Below are 21160 nucleotides of genomic sequence, written 5' to 3' on the forward strand. Positions count from 1 at the left end.
GCCCGTATGGCGTAGTCGAGACATGCCAGCGCAGACTAACTTACCCCGCCAGCGCAGCCTTCACCAGCCCGCTGGCCTTGCCCATGTCGAGCTGCGTGCCGTGCTTCGCCTTCAGCGCCGCCACGACTTTCCCCATGTCCTTCATCCCCGCAGCGCCGGTTTCCGCGATCAGCGCGGTGATGATGGCCTTCACTTCATCGTCGCCCATTTGTGCTGGCAAAAATTCCTCGATCACGGCGAGTTCCGCCTTCTCGATGTCAGCCAGTTCCTGACGGTCGCCCTGTTCGTAAAGCGTGATCGATTCGCGGCGCTGCTTTGCCATCTTCTGCAAAACGTCGGTAACCAGCACGTCATCGTCGGGCAGCGATGCGGCGGTCCGCAGTTCGATGTCCTTGTCCTTGATCTTGGCAAGGATCAGGCGGACGGCGGCGAGGCGCGGCTTGTCCCCTGCCTTCATGGCGGAAACCTGCGCGGCCTTGAGGGTATCGCGGATCATGGGTTACGTATTTCCTGTGAGTATGGCGCCCGCAAATGCGGGAAACGCCTCATGTAAGCGAAACTTTCGGGAATCGCTAGGTTGACGCAATGGGGACTCAGGTCTAACCGCCGCCCCTTAGCAACATCGCCAGAACCACTGCCAACGGAGCGCCCCCAATCATGGCCGACCCCGCACTTTCGCACGCGCCTCAACCAGACGGCGCTACGGGAGTCCTCGTGCTGGCGGATGGGTCTGTGGCGTGGGGACGCGGCTTCGGCGCGACCGGTTCCGCCGTGGGCGAAGTGTGCTTCAACACCGCGATCACCGGCTATCAGGAAGTGATGACCGACCCGTCCTATGCCGGGCAGGTGGTGACATTCACGTTCCCGCACATCGGCAATGTCGGCACCAACCCGGAAGACATGGAAAGCCATGACGTTCCGGGCGCAGTCGGCTGCGTGGTGCGCGAAGACGTGACCGATCCCGCCAACTTCCGCAGCGCCGGTTCCTTCCAGAAGTGGATGGAAAAGCTCGGCAAGATCGGTATTTCGGGCCTCGATACCCGCGCGCTGACCCGCCGCATCCGCATGTCGGGCGCGCCCAATGCGGTGATCGCGCATGATCCCAAGGGGCAGTTCGATATCCCTGCGCTGATCGAGCGTGCGCGCGAATGGCCCGGCCTTGAAGGCATGGACCTTGCCCGCGTGGTCACGCGCGAGAGCCAAGAGGCGTGGGAAGGCTCTATCTGGAAACTCGGTGAAGGATTTGAAAAAGTCCCGTTCGCTTCGAGCGAAGTCGAGAAGCCGCGCGATGGTGTCTCGACTTCGCTCGACACGAACGGAGAGGGGAAGAAGAGGCCCCATGTCGTCGCCATCGATTATGGCGCGAAGGACAACATCTTCCGCAGCCTCGTGGCGGCAGGCGCGGCGGTGACGGTGGTCCCGGCGCAGACCTCGCTCGAAACGATCCTCGAACTGAAACCCGACGGCGTGTTCCTGTCGAACGGTCCGGGCGATCCGGCGGCGACCGGCGCTTATGCTGTGCCGGTGATCCAGAAGCTGCTTGAGGCCGATATGCCGGTGTTCGGCATCTGCCTCGGCCACCAGATGCTGGCGCTCGCCGCAGGCGCGCGGACCACCAAGATGCACCAAGGCCACCGCGGCGCGAACCACCCGGTCAAGCGCATGGAAGACGGCGTGGTCGAGATCACCTCGATGAACCACGGCTTCGCGGTGGACAACACCCCCGGCGCGCTGGGCGACAGCGTGGAAGAAACCCACGTCTCGCTGTTCGACGGCTCGAACTGCGGCATCGCGGTGAAGGGCAAGAAGGCGTTCGGCGTGCAGTATCACCCTGAGGCATCGCCGGGGCCGCAGGACAGTTTCTACCTGTTCGAGAAGTTTGTGGGGATGTTGGGGTGAAGTATCTTCCTGCACTGCTTCTACTAGGACTTGGTGGTTGCTTTGCGTTTGATGACGGCGAGCAGTGGGCTAGCCGAGACGACATTGTTGAGGCCGCTGCCGCTTGTGGGGTGCCTGACTTTGTACCGACAAAGGCGGGTGATGCATGGGCTGCTTACGTGTCGGCAAGTGTTACCGACCATGAACTTAAAGAGCAGTGCATCTACGATCATTTTGAGAAGTTGGGATTGCTGGTTACTCGCTGATGGATAAGGGGAAGAACAAATTGGCGATAGCCAACTCTGTCCCCCTCCCCAGCGGGGAGGGGCCGGGGGTGGGGGAGCGAGGCGCAGCCTCGCGTCCAGCTATCGGCGTGGCACACCCCCACCCAACCCTCCCCCTTGAGGGGGAGGGCTTTTCAGGTTCGGTTTCGGGCGAGTTCGATTTCGATTATCAGAGCGGTGAGTACACCTTCCGTGTTGGCGAGGGCGTCGTTATTCCAGTAACGGACGACGTGATAGCCGTGCGCCTCGATCATTCGGGTGCGGGCGTCGTCGGTGTTGCTGTCAGCGTGCTGGCCTCCGTCGAGTTCGACGACGAGTTTCAAACGGCGGCAGGCGAAGTCCACGATCGCGTTTCCGATCGGAAACTGGCGCGTGAATTTGACGCCAAGTTGTTCGCCGCGAAGCCGCGACCACATTCGTTTTTCCGCTTCCGTAGGATCTTTGCGCAACTTGCGCGCCAGCGGCGTCAGGCGTTTATCGCTCATACGTTGTACACCCCCACCCAACCCTCCCCCTTGAGGGGGAGGGCTTTTATAGCGAAGTCTGTCTAAATGCCCAAACGCACTGACATTTCCTCGATCCTGATCATCGGCGCCGGGCCGATCATCATCGGCCAGGCTTGCGAGTTCGATTATTCGGGCACGCAGGCGGTGAAGGCGTTGAAGGAGGAGGGTTACCGGATCATTCTGGTCAACTCGAACCCCGCGACGATCATGACCGATCCGGACATGGCGCACGCGACGTATGTCGAGCCGATCACGCCCGAGGTTGTCGCCAAGATCATCGAGAAGGAGCGCCCGGATGCGCTGCTGCCGACGATGGGCGGGCAGACCGCGCTCAACACCGCGCTGGCGCTGTTCAACGATGGCACGCTGGCTAAGTACGGCGTGCAGATGATCGGCGCCGATGCCGATGCGATCGACAAGGCCGAGGACCGCCAGCGCTTCCGCGATGCGATGGACAAGATCGGGCTGGAATCGGCGCGTTCGGGCGTGGCCCACACGGTAGAAGAAGCGCTTGTCATTCTGGAGCGCACCGGCCTGCCATCGATCATCCGCCCCAGCTTCACGATGGGCGGCACCGGGGGCGGCATTGCCTATAACAAGGACGAATTCGTCAAGATCGTGAAGGGCGGCCTCGAAGCTTCCCCCACCACCGAAGTGCTGATCGATGAATCGCTACTCGGCTGGAAAGAGTACGAGATGGAGGTTGTCCGCGACAAGAATGACAACTGCATCATCATCTGCTCGATCGAAAACGTCGATCCGATGGGCGTCCACACCGGGGATTCGATCACCGTCGCCCCGGCGCTGACGCTGACCGACAAGGAATACCAGATCATGCGCAACGCCAGCATCGCGGTGCTGCGCGAGATCGGCGTGGAAACCGGCGGTTCGAACGTGCAGTTCGCGGTGAACCCCGCCGATGGCCGGATGATCGTGATCGAGATGAACCCGCGCGTGTCGCGCTCGTCCGCGCTGGCATCGAAGGCCACCGGCTTCCCGATCGCCAAGGTCGCGGCGAAGCTGGCCGTGGGCTACACGCTCGACGAGATCATGAACGACATCACTGGCGCAACGCCCGCCGCGTTCGAACCGACCATCGACTATGTCGTGACCAAGATCCCGCGCTTCACCTTTGAAAAGTTCAAGGGTGCCGAGCCGCTGCTGGGCACCGCGATGAAGTCTGTCGGCGAAGTGATGGCGATTGGCCGCAACTTCAAGGAATCGATGCAGAAGGCGCTGCGCGGCCTCGAAACCGGGCTGGACGGCTTCAACCGCGTGGTCGAACTCGAAGGCGCGAGCCGAGATCAGATCACTGCTGCGCTATCTCTACCCACGCCAGACCGCATTCTGGTGATCGCCCAGGCTTTCCGCGAGGGTTTCTCGGTCGATGAGGTTCAGGCGGTTACCAAGTACGAACCGTGGTTCCTGCGCCATATCTGCGAGATCATCGCCGAGGAAAAGGCGATAACCGAAAACGGGTTGCCCAACGACGCCACTGGCCTGCGCCGCTTGAAGGCCATGGGCTTTTCGGACAAGCGCCTTGCCACGCTGGCCGTGCGGTCGGTCGGCGTTGCGGGCGGCATGGGCGAAACCCAGGCCAAGCGTTCGGGTCTGTTGCATGATGTGTTGAGTGCCATGGCCGGCGCCACGAGCGAGGCCGAAGTGCGCGCGCTGCGGCATAAGCTGGGCGTGCGCCCGGTGTTCAAGCGCATCGATAGCTGCGCCGCCGAGTTCGAGGCGGTGACGCCTTACATGTACTCGACTTATGAAAGCGGACTGTTTGGCGAACCGGAGAACGAATCCGCGCCGACCAATCGCAAAAAGGTGGTCATTCTCGGTGGCGGCCCGAACCGCATCGGGCAGGGCATCGAGTTCGACTATTGCTGCTGCCATGCGTGCTATGCGCTGGAAGACGCCGGGTTCGAGACGATCATGATCAACTGCAACCCGGAAACCGTCTCTACCGACTACGACACCTCGGACCGCCTGTATTTCGAGCCGCTGACGGCGGAAGACGTGCTGGAAATCCTTGAGCTGGAGCAGTCGAACGGCGAACTGGTCGGGGTGATCGTGCAGTTCGGCGGGCAGACCCCGCTCAAGCTGGCGCAGGCGCTGCAGGATGCGGGCATTCCGATCCTCGGCACATCGCCCGACTCCATCGACCTTGCCGAAGACCGTGAACGCTTTGCCGCGCTGGTCAGCAAGCTCGGACTCAAGCAGCCGATGAACGGCATCGCGCGCAGCCGCGATGAAGCCGTCGCCGTGGCCAACCGCATCGGTTACCCGGTGCTGATCCGCCCAAGCTATGTGCTCGGCGGCCGCGCGATGGAAATCGTCGACAGCCTTGCGCAGCTAGACGACTACATCGCCACCGCGGTTAAGGTATCGGGCGACAGCCCGGTGCTGATCGATCAGTACTTGCGCGATGCCATCGAATGCGATGTCGATGCGCTGGCCGACGGTGACGAAGTGACCGTTGCAGGCGTGATGCAGCACATCGAGGAGGCTGGCATCCATTCGGGCGACAGCGCCTGCACCCTGCCGCCCTACAGCCTGCCCGCAGATATCATCGCGGAGATGGAGCGGCAGGCGGTTCTTCTGGCACGCGGCCTCAACGTGCGCGGGTTGATGAACATCCAGTTCGCGATCAAGGACGGCGAGGTTTACCTCATCGAAGTGAACCCGCGCGCCAGCCGCACCGTACCGTTCGTCGCAAAGGCGATCGGTCAGCCCATTGCCAAGTTTGCCGCGCGGATCATGGCGGGCGAGAAGCTGGCGAACCTGCCCGCGATCAAGCGCGAGATCGACTACATGGCGGTCAAGGAAGCGGTGTTCCCGTTCGCACGCTTCCCCGGCATCGACCCTGTGCTTTCGCCCGAAATGAAGTCGACCGGTGAAGTCATGGGCCTCGACAGCACCTTCGCGATGGCCTTCGCCAAATCGCAGCTGGGAGCAGGGACCAAGCTGCCGCAGGGCGGCACGGTGTTCGTCTCGGTCAAGGACAGCGACAAGGCGGTGATCCTGCCCGCCGTGCGCAAGCTAACCGATCTTGGCTTCAAGATCGTGGCGACCGGTGGGACCGCGCGCTATCTCACCGATGCGGGCGTGATCGTCGAACGGGTGAACAAGGTGGCCGAAGGGCGCCCGCATATCGTCGACCGGATCATCGACGGCGACATGGCGCTGATCTTCAACACCACCGAAGGCTGGCAGAGCCACAAGGATTCGCAATCGATCCGCGCATCGGCGTTGGGCGCGCGCGTGCCTTACTTCACCACGGCGGCGGCATCAGTGGCGGCGGTGGAGGCAATCGAAGCCTTGCGCTCGGCCGAACTTGAAGTGCGTTCGTTGCAGGACTATTATAGCTGAACCCAAGTGAAAGCTTCCCGGCATCACGGCATTGAAGGTCCGGCCTGACGCATGCGGCGTCGGTCGGCGGGGGCAGGTTTTCCCTGAATGCCCTAGCGGCAGGCAGGGCGCAGTACAGGAAAGAGACTTGACGATGGCGAGTGTGGAAAAGCTGCCGATGCTTGCAGCGGGCTATGAACGCCTGACCGCAGAGCTGAAGGCGCTGCGCGAGGAGCGCCCCCTGATCGTTGATGCCATCGAAGAAGCGCGTGCCCATGGCGATCTTTCGGAAAATGCCGAGTATCACGCCGCCAAGGAGCGTCAGGGGCAAGTCGAAGCCTCGATTGGCGATCTGGAAGACCGCGTCAGCCGCGCTCAGATCATCGATCCATCGACGCTGTCGGGTGACAAGATCATCTTCGGCGCGACCGTCACACTGCTCGACGAAGACGAGAAGCCGGTGAAGTACCAGATCGTCGGACCTTACGAGGCGGACGCCAAGAAGGGCATGATCAGCTACAACTCGCCTCTGGGCAAGGCCCTGATCGGCCGCAAGGTGGACGAGGAAGTGGAAGTTACCGTCCCTGCGGGCGACAAGTTCTACCTCGTGCAGAAGATTGAGTTCATCTGACAATCGTCTGATGGACAACGAAAAAGGCCCCGGAGTGATCCGGGGCCTTTTTGTTTTGCGCGGCTCAGGCCTTGGGCAGGTCCGGCTCAAGCAAGCGGTGCATATGCACGATCACGTAACGCATTTCTGCGTCGTCAACCGTGCGCTGCGCGGCGCTGCGCCAGGCGTCTTCGGCGCTGGCATAATCGGGAAAAACGCCGACCACATCGATGGCCTTCAGATCAACGAACTCGAGGCCTTGCGGGTCCTTGACCCGACCGCCCATCACAAGGTGGAGTTTCTGCATTGGCGACTTTCCGTTGGGGAGTATTCAGATCCGCCACTGACAAAAAGTGGAGGCCAAGGCAAGTCGTCGGAACTCGTATTTCACCCTATACGCAAACCTTGATTCAATGCTTCATGCGTGAGGCGAACTCGGTGACCTTGCGGATCGCGATTTCGCTGGCTTCGGCGGCTGCGGAGCGGGCGATTTCGGCAAGATCAACGGCCTTGCGTCTGGCATCGCTGCTGCCATCTGCAATTTTTTCGCCCAGCGAGCCGCCAACTTCCTCAACCTTGTGAAAGCCTTCACGGCCCGCGTCGGCGGCTTTCGTGGCATAATCCACGGCGAGTTTGCCCGCGACTGAAGCGAGACCGGCAGCGCCTTTGCGCATTCGTCCCGACGACGGAAGCGCCTTGGCGATCAGTGCGCCAAGCAGAATGCCCGCAGCAAGCGAAGCTACAGGGTGTTCTTCGATCAGAGTTTTCGCCCGTTGCGCAGCCGATGGACCGTCGGTCCGCTCGGCAAGACGGGCTTTGGCCGCATTGACCTTGTCGTGAAGGTCCGGCTTGGTTTCGGTCGGGGTGTTGGTCGACATTTCAATCTCCGGGTCTGACCGCATCGCGCAACTTCTCTGCCAGCTCAAGCAGCGGCCCCCTGAGGAACCATGCCGCGAGCGCTGCAGCGGTTGCGCCGATAACGGCCTTGTTTTCGCCTGCGATGTCGCGGGCGGTTTCCATCAGTTCAACGGCTTCACCCACCGCACGTTCCTTGATGCGCGCGGGAGTTGCTTCGACCTTGGCCAGATCGAGGTCCGCCTTGACGATGGCGAGAGCTTCGTCGCGCAGAAAACGCGCCTGTGAAATGGTGTGAGGAGTGCTCATTTGGGTTCAGATCCCCCACCAATGCCCGCCTTGACCCTGCTCATCCGGGCAGAGGCGAGGTACAGGCACAAGCCGGTCAGCAGCAGCAAGGCACCGCCGACGATGGCCAGGGCGCCCCATACGCCGACATAGGCTGCCAGACCCATCAGGAGTCCGACGACGATGGCAAGTAGAGTGAAAAAGCCGAAGGCGAGGCCAAGCACGAGCAGGATGGCAATCGCCTTCGCCTCGCCAAGGCCATAAGCAGCCTGAGCCTTGCGATAGGCAATTTCCGCTTCGACAAGTGTCTGCCCGTCCTCGACCAGCGCGCGCAGCGCGTCGCCGATCGAGGGTTGCTCAGGCCTGTCCGCCGTCACGGCGTCGCTGTGGTTATCCGTCATGCGGTTTGGACCACTAGACCGGGCGCGCCGTCAGTCGTCCGACCCACCTGACGAGAGCAGCTTTGCGATGGCGAACCCCGCGACAGCGGCAACACCGATTGCGACTCCCGGGCTTTTCTTCACGAATTCCTTCACGTCGTCGCCGAGTTCACCAAGATCCTTGGCTTCGAGCTTGGCGGCGGTTTCCTGGATCGAGCGCGCAGCGGTGCGGGCATAGTCGCCATATTGCACGCCCAGCTTCTCATCGATGGTCGTGGCGGTGTCGGAAATGGTCTTGCCCAGCGTGCTGAGCGCGTCGCTGGCCTTGGCCTTGCCCTGTACGGCCAGTTCAGCGCCCTTTTCCTTGGCCTGGCCCGCATAGACCTTCGCTTCGCCGACCCAGTCGGTCGCCGTGTCGCTGACCTTGGTCTTGTAGGCAGAGCCCTTTTCCAATGCTTCGCCCTTCAGTGCTTCGGCGCCGGCCTTGGCTTCCTCGATGGCTTTGGTGAAGCGGCCCTTTGCGCTCGTTTCCTCGGTCGATGCCGAGACCGGCGCGCCAGCCGCGGCAAGATCGCCTGCCTTGACAGCAGCGGAGTTCTTCGGGGCGTTGTCGGGGGTCATAGTCGTATCGGCCATTTCGTATTCCCTTCGGCATGTCGCACGGCAGTTGCCGTAACGATATGGGCGGTCCGCGCCATCTTGCCAGACCCTTTTTCACAAAGGCAAGCAGTGATGATGCAGGACTTGAGCCCGTATAGGTATGTCGGAGTGCCAACGCGGCTTGCCTGCGAGGGTTCCAGCCGATAGGAGCCGCGCCAAACCGTGGCGTGCAAGAATCCTTGTAGCCACACTGCAGGGAGCAGACCATGACTGCGATCATTGACATTCATGCACGCGAAATTCTCGACAGCCGCGGCAACCCGACCGTCGAAGTCGATATTTTGCTCGAAGACGGCAGCTTCGGCCGTGCGGCAGTGCCTTCGGGCGCGTCGACCGGCGCACATGAGGCGGTTGAACTGCGCGACGGTGACAAGGCGCGCTATCTCGGCAAGGGCGTGACCAAGGCAGTTACTGCCGTTAACTCCGACATTGCCGAAGTGCTCGTCGGTCTCGATGCCGAAGACCAGCGCGATATCGATCTTGCGATGATCGAACTCGATGGCACCGAGAACAAGAGCCGCCTTGGCGCCAATGCCATTCTCGGCACCAGCCTCGCCGTGGCGAAGGCCGCTGCCGATGCACGAGGGCTTCCGCTCTACAGCTATGTCGGCGGCGTCTCGGCGCATGTCCTGCCTGTGCCGATGATGAACATCATCAACGGCGGCGAACATGCCGACAACCCGATCGATTTCCAGGAATTCATGATCATGCCGGTCGGCGCGCCGACCCTGGCCGAAGCCGTGCGCTGGGGCGCAGAAGTGTTCCACACGCTGAAGAAGGGCCTCCACGAGAAGGGCCTGGCAACCGCAGTGGGCGATGAGGGCGGCTTCGCACCGAACCTTGCAAGCACGCGCGACGCGCTCGATTTCGTCATGGCTTCCATCGAAAAGGCAGGTTTCAAGCCGGGCGAGGACATGATGCTCGCGCTCGATTGCGCTGCGACCGAATTCTTCAAGAACGGCAAGTACGAAATCAGCGGCGAGGGCCTTTCGCTTTCGCCCGACGCCATGGCCGACTATCTCGCCGCGCTGTGCGATGCCTATCCGATCATCTCGATCGAAGACGGCATGGGCGAGGACGATTTCGAAGGTTGGGCTGCGCTCACTGCCAAGGTCGGCAAGCGCGTGCAGCTGGTAGGTGACGATCTGTTCGTGACCAACCCGAAGCGTCTGGAAATGGGCATTGGCAAGGGACTGGCGAATTCGCTGCTGGTCAAGGTCAACCAGATCGGCACGCTGACCGAGACTCTCGAAGCCGTATCGATTGCACAGCGCAACGGTTACACTGCGGTGATGTCGCACCGTTCGGGCGAAACCGAGGACTACACGATTGCAGACCTCGCGGTTGCGACCAACTGCGGCCAGATCAAGACCGGTTCGCTGGCACGGTCGGATCGGCTCGCCAAGTACAACCAATTGATCCGCATCGAAGAAGAACTGGGCGCTTCGGCGCGATATGCGGGCAAGGCCGCGTTCGGTCGCCTCGGCTTCTGATAGTCCCAGACCCGGCAAATTTGAGGGCGGCTCCGCGAGGGGCCGCCCTTTTTGCTGTGCGTGCGGTCAGTGGGCCATTCGGAGCGAGGGGAATTCGACCTCTTCATCCTGACGCATGTCACCGGCGATGTCCGAGAAGTAGCTGACCATTTTCTCGTAACCGTCGGTGGACAAGCGCACGAATACGCGGCGCGCATCTGAAAGGTCGTTCTCCCGCAGGATCAGGCCCTTTTCCTCAAGCACGGTGAGCCAGCGCAGCGCCGTGGTTGCAGGCACGGCGGCTCCGATGCAGGCGCTGGTCACCGGCAGGCGCTTGCGCTCTTTGGCGGCAATGAAGAGATCGAGCAGAATGTCCCAAGCGGGCTCGCCGAACAGGTTCGGGTCGTTGAACACGTCGTGGCGGCGGCGGCGTTCCCTGTAGGCAGACCTTGCGACTTCGGCCCAGACTGGACTGTCCTTGGGGGCATTTGACGCGGGCGTATCGTCGCTTCGCTGTTCGGCGTCTGTCTGTTCAAGTTCATGTGCAATGGCGAGAAGTTCGTTGGCCGCCGCGATCAGCCTGCGCGCTTTTGCCCTCAGTTGCTCCCTGCTCATCGGATAGCCCCCCATTGAAGACCTGTCTGCGCACGGTCATCGGAGCAGACCTTTCTGGTGAGATCATCCATTGTCGAAGGGTTGCCGACTAACTATTCGTTTATTTACTAAGTAGCATATCGTACTGTTATGATTAATCTGCTTATCGCCATGAAAAACTTGGAGAAGTGTTAAAATAATCATTCTGGATGTAATTGTAATGACCAAATTGGATTTATCAGGTTCCAATATTGACGATTGATCTTTGTGAATGCGGACCTGTGAATCCCCAGCATGAGGTGTGGATCAGCGCGATAGCGTAACTCTCCACGAAAAGAACGGGTCCTGGTGTCTCGCGGGCTTGGCACTGGCATCGGTGACGGCGGACTTGAGCTTTGCCTTGAGGGGCGGAGATCTGGTCGGTGGCGATTCGGTAGAATCACTCAAAAGTCCTGTTTTGAGGGGTGATAAAGCCATTCAAGAGGCCGAAAATCGCACCATTCCGGAATTTTCGGTCTCGTTTGAAACAACCTTCCGCTACGGCAAGCCGCGTTTTTAATTATCCGATTGACAAAAAATCGGCGCCGTTATGTCCTGCGCTTCAGGTAGTCCGCGATCAATGATGGGCACCGCTGGAGAGAGGTTCGAGCTATGAGGGGCAAGCTTTCCCTGTTGGCCGGTGTTTGTGTAACGGCCATTTCGTCACCCGTATTTGCGCAGTCCGCCAATGAAAGCGTGGGGCTGGAAGAGATCATCGTGACGGCGCAGCGCCAGGCGCAATCCTTGCAGGCAGTACCGATTGCGGTCTCTGCATTTTCTGCCGAAAATCTTGAAAAGCAGCAGATCCAGAACTCTTCGGACCTGCAACTTTCGCTGCCAAACGTCACCTTCACCAAAACCAACTTCACCTCGTCGAGCTTCACCATTCGCGGCATCGGTGACCTTTGCGTTGGCGTTTCGTGCGATTCCGCGACAGGCATTCATCTCAACGACATGCCGATGACGCAAAGCCGCTTGTTCGAGACCGAGTTTTTCGACCTCGAGCGCATCGAAGTGCTGCGCGGGCCGCAGGGCACGTTGTTCGGCCGCAATGCAACCTCGGGCGTGGTCAATGTCATCACCGCCAAGCCCGATCTTTCCGGGTTCGGCGCATCGGGTGAGGCCGATTACGGCAAGTTCAACTCGGTCCGCGTCAAGGGTATGCTGAATGTGCCGCTGGGCGAAACGCTCGGCATCCGTCTCGCAGGTATGTACAACCGCCGCGACGGCTACACCTACAACATCGGAACCGACAGCCGGATCGACGGGCGCGACATGTACGCGCTGCGTGGGTCGCTGCGGTGGGAGCCCAGCGCCGACACGACAATCGACATTTCAGGCTATTATTTCCGCGAGAGCGACAGCCGTAGCCGTGTCCAGAAACAGCTTTGTCACCGTGATCCGACCGGCGTGCTCGGTTGCTTGCCTGACAAACTTGCCAACGAGACCACCAACGGGGATTCCACGCTAGCGTCCTTGCTGTCCTCGCGCGAATTTTTCGGCATTGCAGCATCGCCGACCCTTGCACCGCTCGGCCTCGGCAGCATCTACGGCACGGACGGGGATGGGTTCGCAAACGCGGTCAACCCGGCGAACGTTCGCACGGTAAACGTCGACTATCTTCCGACCTATTTTGCCAAGGAAGAAGTCTATCAGGCCAAGCTGCAACAAGCAGTCGGCGAGCATCTCACGCTCAATGTCACGGCAGGCTATGCCCGCAACGAGGTCCGCAGCCGGACCGATTACAACCTGGCCACCCAGCGGGCGATTTCCGGTAGCCCGGGCCTGTTCGCTCTGGCGGCATTTGCTGCGAACCCGGCAACCGCGTTTGCCTTCGCGCCGATCGCTGCCCGGCTCATACCCAATGGCCCCACCGGCAATGTGTGCCAGTCCGACATCGATCCGAACAACGTCGGCGTGTTTGGGGCCGGAGGCAAAACGCTGTGCGGAAAGACCTCGTATGACATCGACGAGTCCAGCCAGTCCTACAAGCAATATGCCGCAGAAGCGCACCTCGATTCCGATTTCGACGGAATGTTAAACTTCCTGATCGGCGCCAACTATCTGCGCGGCGAAACGACCAACAACAGCTATTACGTCAATTCCTTCGGCCTCGATTACGCATCGGGTGTACTGGGGGCTGCCGCTGCACTGACGGGTGCAACCGGGGGCAAGGCGGTGTTCCGTCCTTCACCATTCTTCCGCAGCAATACGGACAAGGGTATTCTCGACAGCTACGGCATCTTTGGGGAGAGCTACTTCCAGTTCAACGACAAGGTGAAGCTGACTCTTGGCTTGCGCTACAACCACGACAAGAAGTTCACGCGAGCACGTACAACGTTGCTGAGCAACGGGTTGTCGAGCGAATTTGCCAGCGGCGGTCCGCTCTATGCACTGATCGGTGCGAACACGCTCGAAGAAGCGCTGAACTATGCCTCGGCGGGCGATTTCGACAAGGGCACCACGGGCGTGCAGCCTTTCCAGGAACGGTCGGTCAGCTTTGGTCGGATGACCGGACGTGCGGTGCTGGATTACCAGATTACGCCGGACAACCTTGTCTACCTGTCCTATTCGCGCGGCTACAAGTCGGGCGGCATCAACCCGCCGCTGTCGGTCGGTTCGGTCAATGACTCGTTCAAGCCGGAATCGGTCGACGCCTTCGAGTTCGGGTCGAAGAACCGGTTCGGTGCGCTGCAACTTAACCTGTCGGCGTTCTATTATCGCTACAAGGACCTGCAACTTAGCCGCATCACCGCGCGCACCTCGGTCAACGACAATATCAACGCCAACATCTATGGCGTCGAGGCCGAAGCGATCATGGCGCCGACCCGCAACCTGCTGGTCAACCTCTCCGCCAGCTACCTCAAGACCAAGGTCGCCGGAGACCAGTTCTTCGTGGATACCCGCGACGTTTCGGCGGGTCGTTCGGACACGGTGATCATCAAGGATATCACCCTGGGATCGAACTGCGCCGTTACCGGTGCGAGCGCGGCGGCGGCCAACGCCTTCGTCGGCGCAATCAACGGAAAGATCGGGCTGAAGGCTCCGACGCCGATACCGGGCACCAACACCACTGGCGCGTTCTCGATCTGCGGCGCTCTTGCCACGCAAGCTGCTGCCATCGGCAACCTGTTCGGCGGAATCCGGGTCAGCTCGGGCATCGAAAAGAACGTGAAGGGCAATCAGTTGCCACAGGCGCCCGAATTCAAGTGGTCCGCCGGCATCCAGTACACGATCGAGGCCGGCGAGATGTCGCTCGTTCCGCGTTTTGACATCAACTATACCGGCGAAAGCTACGGCACGATCTTCAACGGCAATATCAACCGCATCAAGGGCTTCGCGGTGATGAACGCGCAAGTCCAGCTCAATGGCAGGGATGACCGCTGGTTCCTGCGCGGCTATATCCAGAACATCGCCAACAACAACGCCACGACCGGCCTTTACGTGACCGATCAGTCGTCAGGCCTGTTCACCAATATCTTCACGCTGGAACCGCGTCGCTACGGTGTCGCGGCAGGCTTCAAGTTCTGAACTTCGTCATCAGACAAAAACTTGCGCCGGGACCAAATGGCTCCGGCGTTGCTTTCTGGGTCAATCGAACGCCGCACGGGGCATGCCCGAACCGTCGTAGACGGGCTGCTTGGCGGCCACGCGATATTTGTCGACTTCGGCACCGGTCATGCCGGAGTCCGCAAGATAGCCCGCCATGTCGCGGTAGAGCGGCCCGGCCAGATGGTCGGCAAGCGCTTCGATGCATTCCCATTCCTCATAGACCCACAGCCGCGACGGGTTCAGCGCGTCAGCGTTCCAGACGTAATGGATGCAGCCCGGCTCGTCATATGTCGGCAGGATGAATTGAGCGCCACCCCGCGCAATCGCGGCTGCATCCTTGCCCTCGAAATCGATCCAGCCCCAGAGCGTGACCCGGTCCATCCTGCATCCTTTTGCTTTGCCTCTTGTGCACCAAGGCTAGGGACAGACGCGGCAAGACGTAATTGGCTTTTGCAACAGGGGGCAACGGTGGTGGACGCACTTGGGCTCGAACCAAGGACCCGCTGATTAAGAGTCAGCTGCTCTACCAACTGAGCTATGCGTCCGTACCCGACAGGGTGCCGCATGGTGCGCGGCGGAGCGTGGAATGGTGGACGCACTTGGGCTCGAACCAAGGACCCGCTGATTAAGAGTCAGCTGCTCTACCAACTGAGCTATGCGTCCATTCCCGCTCGGGAGCCGCCCCAATAACGATTTTCTGGGCCATGCCAAGCCCCAAATTTCGGGTTTGTTACGAGAGGCTGCGCGGGGCGGACTTGCTCCAACGTTCCACCGCCATGATCGTGCCGATGCAGATCATGTTGGTCATCATCGAAGAACCGCCATGGCTCATCCAAGGGAGCGGAATGCCCACGACCGGGGCCAGTCCCATGACCATCATCAGGTTGATGCACATGTAGAAGAAAATCGTCATGGTCATGCCCGCAGCCAGCAGGCGCGAGAAGCGGTCAGGCGCGTTCGTGGCGACCTTCAGCCCCCAACGGAAGATCAGGCCGAATACGCCAAGCACGAACAGCCCGCCCAGCATGCCCCATTCTTCCGCCATCGTGGCGAAAACGAAGTCGGTGTGCGATTCCGGCAGGTAGTTGAGGTGGCTCTGCGAGCCCTGGCCGAAGCCTTTACCAAAAAATCCGCCCGAGCCGATGGCGATTTTCGACTGGGTGATGTGATAGCCCGATCCCAGCGGATCGCTTTCCGGGTCGAGGAACACCAGCACGCGCTTGCGCTGATAATCATGGAGCAGCGTGAAGAAGGCGAGGGGGGCGACGACCAGCGCTGCACCGCCTGCGCCTAGGAACCAGCGCAGCGGGAGGCCGGCGAGGAACATCACCACAACCGCGCCGAACGAAATGGCAAGCCCGGTCCCGAGATCGGGCTGGAGCATGACGAGGCCGGCCGGAATGCCAAGAAGGATCGCAGCAGGCGCGAGCGAACGCCAGTTCTGAACCTCGCCCACCGGCAAGACCGAATAGAACCATGCGAGGACAAGGACGATGCCCGGCTTCATCAGCTCGGACGGCTGCAGCGTCATGAACCCGAGATTGAGCCAGCGCTGGCTTCCACCACCGATGCCGCCGATGAGTTCGACCAACACCAGCAACAGGCACAGCCCTGCGTAAACCGGGATGGCGATGCGCCGGAACAGTTCCTGCGGCAGGCGCGCGATCACCATGGCCATAATCAGAAACACGACGAAGCGCACGAGGTGCGACATCGACCAGGTCTCGAACCTGCCCCCCGCCGCAGAATATAGCACTGCCGAGCCGAAGGATACCAGCGCAGCGAGCGGCAGGAGAACACCCCAAGGCTGGCGGGCAATGGCTGCCGGAACATAGGCGCGGGGCATCATTGCCCACCTGCCGGTGTTGGCGCAGCGGGCGTGGCGGCGGGAACAGGGACGGGTGCCGCGGTAGCTGCGTCAGGTTCAGCGCCGGGCGCGGCAGCATCGGTCTGTGCGTCCGCAGGCTCGGTGTCGGGCTTGCGCGCCTCTTCGACCCGCTCGGTCAGTTCCTCGTCGTCAGGGACCACCTTGGGGGCCGAGCCGCCGTACTTTTCGGCAAAGGCATTGTAGCGCGTCGCCATTCGCTGCTGGACATTCCCGCCCCACTGCTTTTCGAAGCCATCGAGGACTTCCATCGCCTTGTCGGGGGCGAAGATGTAGGTCATCACGTCGCGCGCGATGGGATAGGCCGAACCCGAGCCGCCGCCATGCTCGATCGCGACGGCGCAGGCGTACTTGGGCTTGTCGAACGGTGCGAAGCAGATGAAGTGGCCGTGGTCCCGGTGCTTCCACAAACCACCCTTGCCGTTGCCGATGTTGAGTCCGACGACTTGCGCCGTGCCAGTCTTGCCCGCCAGCAGCACGTTATCGACCGGAAGCCGGGCCTTGCCCGCCGTACCGCGACCGTTGACGACTTCGCTCATCGCGGCGTGAATGTAATCGAGGTGGTCCTGCCGGAAACCCATGGATTTGGGCAGGGCAGCCTTCCGGTCAAGCAGCAACCGCGGCATGACTTCGCGGCCGGAGGCGATGCGCGATGCCATGACGGCTTGCTGCAGCGGATTGACCAGCATGTAACCCTGGCCGATCGTGGCGTTGACCGTGTCGTAGACGGCCCATTCCTTCTTGTACTTGCGCAGCTTCCACGCCGGGTCCGGAACAGTGCCGTAGGACTGGCCTGCATAGGGCATGGGGAATTCCTGGCCCAGACCAAGACGCTTTGCCATCGTCGCGATTACGTCCATCCCGAGCTGTTGTGCGAAATGGTAGAAATAGACGTCGCAGGATTGATAGATGCCCTTGGCCATGTTGGTGGTGCCGTGACCGCGATGGTTCCAGCAGTGGAACACGCGGTTGCCAACGCGCAGCCCGCCCCCGCAGTTGACCGTCGCCTCAGGATCGAGCCCTGCCTCGAGAAAGGCCATTGCGACCATAGGCTTTACGGTTGATCCGGGCGGATAAAGACCGCGCAACACCTTGTTGCGCAGAGGGACATGGTCGTCCTCGGACAGCATCTTCCATTCGATGCGGCCGATGCCATCGGAAAAGCTGTTGGGATCGAAACTGGGCATTGATGCCATGGCAAGCAGGTCGCCGGTCTCGCAGTCCATCACCACCACCGAACCGGATTCGAGGCCGATGCGGCGAGCGGCGTAGTCCTGAAGGCCAGCGTTGATCGTCAACTGGATCGGTTTGCCTGGCACATCCTCCCGCGTGCCGAGATCACGCACGATCCGCCCAGAGGCGGTCGCCTCGACACGCCGGGCGCCGGGAACACCGCGCAACCGCGTCTCGAACTGCTTTTCGAGTCCGTCCTTGCCGATCTTGAAGCCCGGCGTGATCAGCAGCGGGCTGCGTTCCTTCTCGTACTCTTCTGCAGAAGCGGCGCCGACATAGCCGACGAGGTGACCGACTGCCGCGCCAGTGGGATAGAACCGAGAATAGCCGCGCTGGGGGATAACGCCTGGCAATTCGGGCAGGCGCACCGAAACGGCGGCAAACTTTTCCCAGTCGAGACTGGAAGCGACTTCAACGGGCTGAAATCCGCGCGCTTTTTCCAGCTTGTCGCGGATGTCGCGCACCCGGTCTGGCGGCAGGGCGAGCAATTCGGCCAGCGTTTTCATCGTCCGGTCGGCGTCTTCGACCCGGTCGGGGATGAGATCGACGCGGAAGTCGGCGCGGTTGGCGGCAAGCGCCTTACCGAAACGGTCCAGCACCCAGCCGCGCCGAGGCGGAATGAGCGTCAGGTTGACGCGGTTGCTTTCGGACGCGGCTTGGTATTTCTCGTTCTGCGCTACCGCCAGATAGCCGAGGCGCGTTGCCAGCAGGATGCCGACACCACCCTGAAGCGCACCCATCACGAACGTCCGACGCTCGAAGCGATTGGTCAGGACGGCCGAGGTCAGCGGCAGGCGGGAATTCATCGTCACAGCCTTTTGAGCGGGAGCAAGCGCACCCGGTCAAGCACAGCAACAAGGCCGGTGACGGCCGGATAGAGCATGATCGCCATCAACAATTGCGGCAGGATCACGGCGGGCAGGGGATATCCCGTCGCCAGACCGGCAAGGGTTGCGCAGATTAGCAGATATCCTGTGGTCAGCATTGCGGCTGCCAGCCAGTCCTGCACGAAGCCGCGCCAGCGAAAACGTTCATCGAGTACTTCCATGACCAGCATCGTGACCGACCACAGCAGCATGCCCGATCCGAATGTCTGCCCCGAATAGAGATCGTCAAACAGCCCCAATGGAAGGCCGGCCCAGACCGGCAACATGCCGGGACGCAACATGCGCCAGGCCAGCAGCATGAGGTAGGACAGCGGAGGCAGGACCGGGGCAGAGGCGATGATCGGAGAGAAGCTGGCCATCGAGGCAAGCATGATGGTTAGCCAAGGCAGGCCGATTGCTACTGCCGGATGGGGCGCGCGGTTGATCCGCTTGCGCACCACTTCATCCGACGCGGTGCCGAGGCCGCTCCAGTTCACGGTTCCTGAGCAGCGCTCGCCGCGCCGTCCTTTTCGATCTGTTCAAGCTGCGCGCGCGCCTGCGCCTGATAAGCCGGCTCGACCAGGACGAACTCATTGTCGGCGGGGTCGGCGGCAAGATGGCCGATTGCTCCATCACGGTGGGGTTCGGTCGCTACGGCGACGGGGATTCCGGGCGGGTACAGTCCCCCCGATCCCGACGTCACGAAGACATCGCCCTTCTTGACCGGGTTCACGCCCATGTTGATCAGGCGAATGTCGATCCGCCCATTGGATGCGCCCTGCACGAACGCGGCCAGCCCATCACGGGCACGACGGACAGGGACGACGTTGTCAGGATCGGTGATCAGCAGCACGCGCGCGGTATATGGGCCAGCCTCGATGACGCGGCCAATCAGGCCTGAGGCCGCACGCACGGGCTGGCCCGGCTGTACGCCTTGGCTGTGCCCCGCATCGATCACCGCGAAACGGCGCGTGCTCGATGCGGTCGAGCCGATCAGGTGCACCGTTGCTACCGGTTTGCGGGCAGGATCAACGATGCCGAGCAGGGCCTTCAAACGGCGGTTCTCGTCCTTGAGCGACTGCATCGAAACAGCTTCGGCACGCGCAGCGTCCACCTCGCGGCGCAGCTCGGCATTTTGTTGACCTGCCTTGAAGTAGGCACCAACCGCAGCGAGGATGCCCTGGCTTTCGCTCCTACCTTTGGCACTTGCGCGCCCAAGTGGTCGTGCAACTTCCGCTGCGGAACTGCGGGCAAACGAGAAAGCATCTGGGTTGATGAGAGAGGTCACGAGCACGACAAGGCCGGCCACGACACCAATGAGGGTGATCACGTAGCCGGTGAAGATCCCGTACTGCGCCCTGCGCGAATGGCCCGGGCGACGGTCCTGCGGCCGCGCCATGCGTTCACCCTTTCAAGCCGGCTCCGCCTCAAAGCCGCATTGCAACCCGTCAATCTTGAGGCCGTGGAGGGCCTCAGCCCATCAAGCCGTCGTCAGAACGCCGCGATAGATCGGATCTTCCATCGCGCGGCCGGTGCCCAGCGCTACGCACGACAGCGGATCTTCTGCCACGCTGACCGGGAGGCCAGTCTCTTCGCGCAGATGTTCGTCCAGTCCGCGGATCAGCGCGCCGCCACCGGTCAGGACGATGCCCTGATCGACGATATCGGCGGCCAGTTCCGGCGCAGTGTTTTCCAGCGCGATGCGCACGCCTTCGACGATCGCACCAATCGGTTCGGACAGTGCTTCGGCAACATTGGCCTGCGTGATCGTGATTTCCTTTGGCACGCCGTTGACCAGATCGCGGCCCTTGATCGCGATGGTTTCCCCGATGCCGTCGGCCGGAACCATGGCAATGCCGTAGTCCTTCTTGATGCGCTCTGCCGTGCCTTCGCCGATCAGCAGGTTGTGATGGCGGCGGACGTAGGAGACGATGGCTTCGTCCATCTTGTCACCGCCGACGCGCACCGATGTGGTGTAGGCGAGGCCGCGCAGCGACAGGACCGCAACTTCGGTGGTGCCGCCGCCAATGTCGACGACCATCGATCCGACCGGTTCGGTGACCGGCATGTCGGCGCCGATGGCAGCGGCCATGGGCTCAAGGATCAGATAGACTTGGCTGGCACCGGCATTGCTGGCAGCATCGCGGATCGCGCGCTTTTCAACCGAGGTTGCGCCCGAGGGAACGCAGATCACGATTTCAGGATAGCGCAGAAGGCTCTTCGATCCGTTAACCTTGCGGATGAAGTGCTTGATCATTTCTTCGGCCACTTCGATGTCGGCGATGACACCGTCACGCAGCGGACGAATGGCTTCGATGTTGTCAGGCGTCTTACCCATCATCATCTTGGCGTCGTCGCCCACGGCCTTGACGCGCTTGATCCCGTTGATCGTTTCGATGGCGACGACAGAAGGTTCGTTCAGAACGATGCCGCGATCCTGCACGTAGACCAGGGTATTGGCCGTGCCGAGGTCGATCGCGATGTTCTGGGAACCGAATTTGAAGAATCGGGAAAAGATCGAAGCCATCAGGGAATCCGTAAATAAACTGCGGTTTGGCGCACGGGCACGCGCCAAACCCCTCCAGAATGTGCGCCCGGGAAGGCGGCTCATTAGCAGGGGTCTGCACTAAAACCCATAGGCTTGTGCCGCATTGGATGGATAACTTCTCGGCTTGTCTCGAAATAAGGCGGGTTCGGCGCTAGGGTCGGT

The 21160-nt window shown here is 61.4% G+C and carries 21 protein-coding genes and 2 tRNA genes; 7 read left to right on the top strand and 16 right to left on the bottom strand.

Annotation, left to right across the window (positions count from 1 at the left end):
• Positions 1–40: 40 nt before the first annotated feature.
• Positions 41–496, bottom strand: coding sequence for a GatB/YqeY domain-containing protein (locus RM192_RS07545; protein WP_311506927.1), 456 nt, complete (start codon positions 494–496; stop codon positions 41–43).
• Positions 497–657: 161 nt separating this feature from the next.
• Between RM192_RS07545 and carA the strand changes: the two genes are divergently transcribed.
• Together carA and RM192_RS07555 are read left to right on the top strand one after the other, a co-directional pair.
• Positions 658–1899, top strand: a complete 1242-nt coding sequence (gene carA, locus RM192_RS07550; RefSeq protein WP_311506928.1) for a glutamine-hydrolyzing carbamoyl-phosphate synthase small subunit — start codon at positions 658–660, stop codon at positions 1897–1899.
• On the top strand, positions 1896–2144 hold the full coding sequence (locus RM192_RS07555) for a hypothetical protein (protein WP_311506929.1): 249 nt from the start codon (positions 1896–1898) through the stop codon (positions 2142–2144). Before carA ends, RM192_RS07555 begins: the two co-directional genes overlap by 4 nt.
• Positions 2145–2296: 152 nt before the next feature.
• Here RM192_RS07555 and RM192_RS07560 read toward each other — a convergent pair whose 3' ends face one another.
• Positions 2297–2647, bottom strand: a complete 351-nt coding sequence (locus tag RM192_RS07560; protein ID WP_311506930.1) for a DUF559 domain-containing protein — start codon at positions 2645–2647, stop codon at positions 2297–2299.
• A gap of 66 nt (positions 2648–2713) precedes the next feature.
• On the opposite strand from RM192_RS07560, the gene carB reads away from it, so the two are divergent.
• Both carB and greA read left to right on the top strand, forming a co-directional pair.
• Positions 2714–6037 (top strand): carbamoyl-phosphate synthase large subunit, encoded by a 3324-nt coding sequence (carB, locus tag RM192_RS07565; protein ID WP_311506931.1) that lies wholly within the window; start codon positions 2714–2716, stop codon positions 6035–6037.
• Positions 6038–6170: 133 nt separating this feature from the next.
• Positions 6171–6647, top strand: a complete 477-nt coding sequence (gene greA, locus RM192_RS07570) for a transcription elongation factor GreA (protein WP_311508591.1) — start codon at positions 6171–6173, stop codon at positions 6645–6647.
• A gap of 64 nt (positions 6648–6711) precedes the next feature.
• On the opposite strand, the gene RM192_RS07575 is transcribed toward greA, so the two are convergent.
• From RM192_RS07575 to RM192_RS07595, 5 genes are all read right to left on the bottom strand, one after another.
• Complete coding sequence (locus RM192_RS07575; protein WP_311506932.1) at positions 6712–6933, bottom strand: DUF4170 domain-containing protein; 222 nt, start codon at positions 6931–6933, stop codon at positions 6712–6714.
• A gap of 103 nt (positions 6934–7036) precedes the next feature.
• Complete coding sequence (locus tag RM192_RS07580; RefSeq protein ID WP_311506933.1) at positions 7037–7504, bottom strand: hypothetical protein; 468 nt, start codon at positions 7502–7504, stop codon at positions 7037–7039.
• A 1-nt stretch (position 7505) separates the two neighbouring features.
• A complete protein-coding gene (locus RM192_RS07585) occupies positions 7506–7790 on the bottom strand; it encodes a hypothetical protein (protein ID WP_311506934.1) in 285 nt (94 codons plus the stop codon).
• The gene (locus tag RM192_RS07590; RefSeq protein ID WP_311506935.1) at positions 7787–8170 is read right to left on the bottom strand and encodes a phage holin family protein; all 384 of its coding nucleotides are present in this window, start codon (positions 8168–8170) and stop codon (positions 7787–7789) included. The genes RM192_RS07585 and RM192_RS07590 overlap by 4 nt, the downstream gene beginning before the upstream one ends.
• 30 nt (positions 8171–8200) lie before the next feature.
• Entirely contained in the window at positions 8201–8785 is a 585-nt protein-coding gene (locus RM192_RS07595; RefSeq protein WP_311506936.1) for a hypothetical protein, read from the bottom strand.
• A gap of 230 nt (positions 8786–9015) precedes the next feature.
• Here RM192_RS07595 and eno point away from each other — a divergent pair, with 230 nt between their 5' ends.
• On the top strand, positions 9016–10302 hold the full coding sequence (eno, locus tag RM192_RS07600) for a phosphopyruvate hydratase (protein WP_311506937.1): 1287 nt from the start codon (positions 9016–9018) through the stop codon (positions 10300–10302).
• Positions 10303–10368: 66 nt separating this feature from the next.
• Here the strand turns inward: eno and RM192_RS07605 are convergent, their stop codons facing one another.
• Complete coding sequence (locus tag RM192_RS07605; protein WP_311506938.1) at positions 10369–10896, bottom strand: MarR family transcriptional regulator; 528 nt, start codon at positions 10894–10896, stop codon at positions 10369–10371.
• A 280-nt stretch (positions 10897–11176) separates the two neighbouring features.
• On the opposite strand from RM192_RS07605, the gene RM192_RS07610 reads away from it, so the two are divergent.
• Together RM192_RS07610 and RM192_RS07615 are read left to right on the top strand one after the other, a co-directional pair.
• Positions 11177–11434: a hypothetical protein gene (locus RM192_RS07610; RefSeq protein ID WP_311506939.1), complete on the top strand. Its 258-nt coding sequence runs from the start codon at positions 11177–11179 to the stop codon at positions 11432–11434.
• Between the two features lie 92 nt (positions 11435–11526).
• The gene (locus RM192_RS07615) at positions 11527–14445 is read left to right on the top strand and encodes a TonB-dependent receptor (protein ID WP_409233796.1); all 2919 of its coding nucleotides are present in this window, start codon (positions 11527–11529) and stop codon (positions 14443–14445) included.
• Between the two features lie 60 nt (positions 14446–14505).
• Here the strand turns inward: RM192_RS07615 and RM192_RS07620 are convergent, their stop codons facing one another.
• The 8 genes from RM192_RS07620 to RM192_RS07655 all read right to left on the bottom strand — a co-directional run bounded on the left by RM192_RS07620 (position 14506) and on the right by RM192_RS07655 (position 20977).
• The gene (locus tag RM192_RS07620) at positions 14506–14847 is read right to left on the bottom strand and encodes an antibiotic biosynthesis monooxygenase (protein ID WP_311506941.1); all 342 of its coding nucleotides are present in this window, start codon (positions 14845–14847) and stop codon (positions 14506–14508) included.
• A gap of 88 nt (positions 14848–14935) precedes the next feature.
• A tRNA-Lys gene (locus RM192_RS07625) sits at positions 14936–15011 on the bottom strand.
• A gap of 42 nt (positions 15012–15053) precedes the next feature.
• Positions 15054–15129: transfer RNA gene (locus RM192_RS07630), tRNA-Lys, on the bottom strand.
• A 67-nt stretch (positions 15130–15196) separates the two neighbouring features.
• Positions 15197–16312 carry a rod shape-determining protein RodA gene (rodA, locus tag RM192_RS07635; protein WP_311506942.1) on the bottom strand — a complete coding sequence of 372 codons (1116 nt, stop codon included), beginning with the start codon at positions 16310–16312 and terminating at the stop codon, positions 15197–15199.
• Positions 16312–18390 (bottom strand): penicillin-binding protein 2, encoded by a 2079-nt coding sequence (mrdA, locus tag RM192_RS07640; RefSeq protein ID WP_311508592.1) that lies wholly within the window; start codon positions 18388–18390, stop codon positions 16312–16314. Before mrdA ends, rodA begins: the two co-directional genes overlap by 1 nt.
• Before the next feature lie 2 nt (positions 18391–18392).
• Positions 18393–18947, bottom strand: a complete 555-nt coding sequence (locus RM192_RS07645; RefSeq protein ID WP_311506943.1) for a rod shape-determining protein MreD — start codon at positions 18945–18947, stop codon at positions 18393–18395.
• Positions 18944–19849, bottom strand: a complete 906-nt coding sequence (mreC, locus tag RM192_RS07650; protein WP_311506944.1) for a rod shape-determining protein MreC — start codon at positions 19847–19849, stop codon at positions 18944–18946. The genes RM192_RS07645 and mreC overlap by 4 nt, the downstream gene beginning before the upstream one ends.
• Before the next feature lie 81 nt (positions 19850–19930).
• A complete protein-coding gene (locus RM192_RS07655) occupies positions 19931–20977 on the bottom strand; it encodes a rod shape-determining protein (RefSeq protein WP_311506945.1) in 1047 nt (348 codons plus the stop codon).
• Positions 20978–21160 lie beyond the last annotated feature (183 nt).

Origin of the sequence: Novosphingobium sp. MMS21-SN21R, from assembly GCF_031846015.1 — a bacterium.
In the GTDB taxonomy this organism is placed as follows: Bacteria; Pseudomonadota; Alphaproteobacteria; order Sphingomonadales; family Sphingomonadaceae; genus Novosphingobium.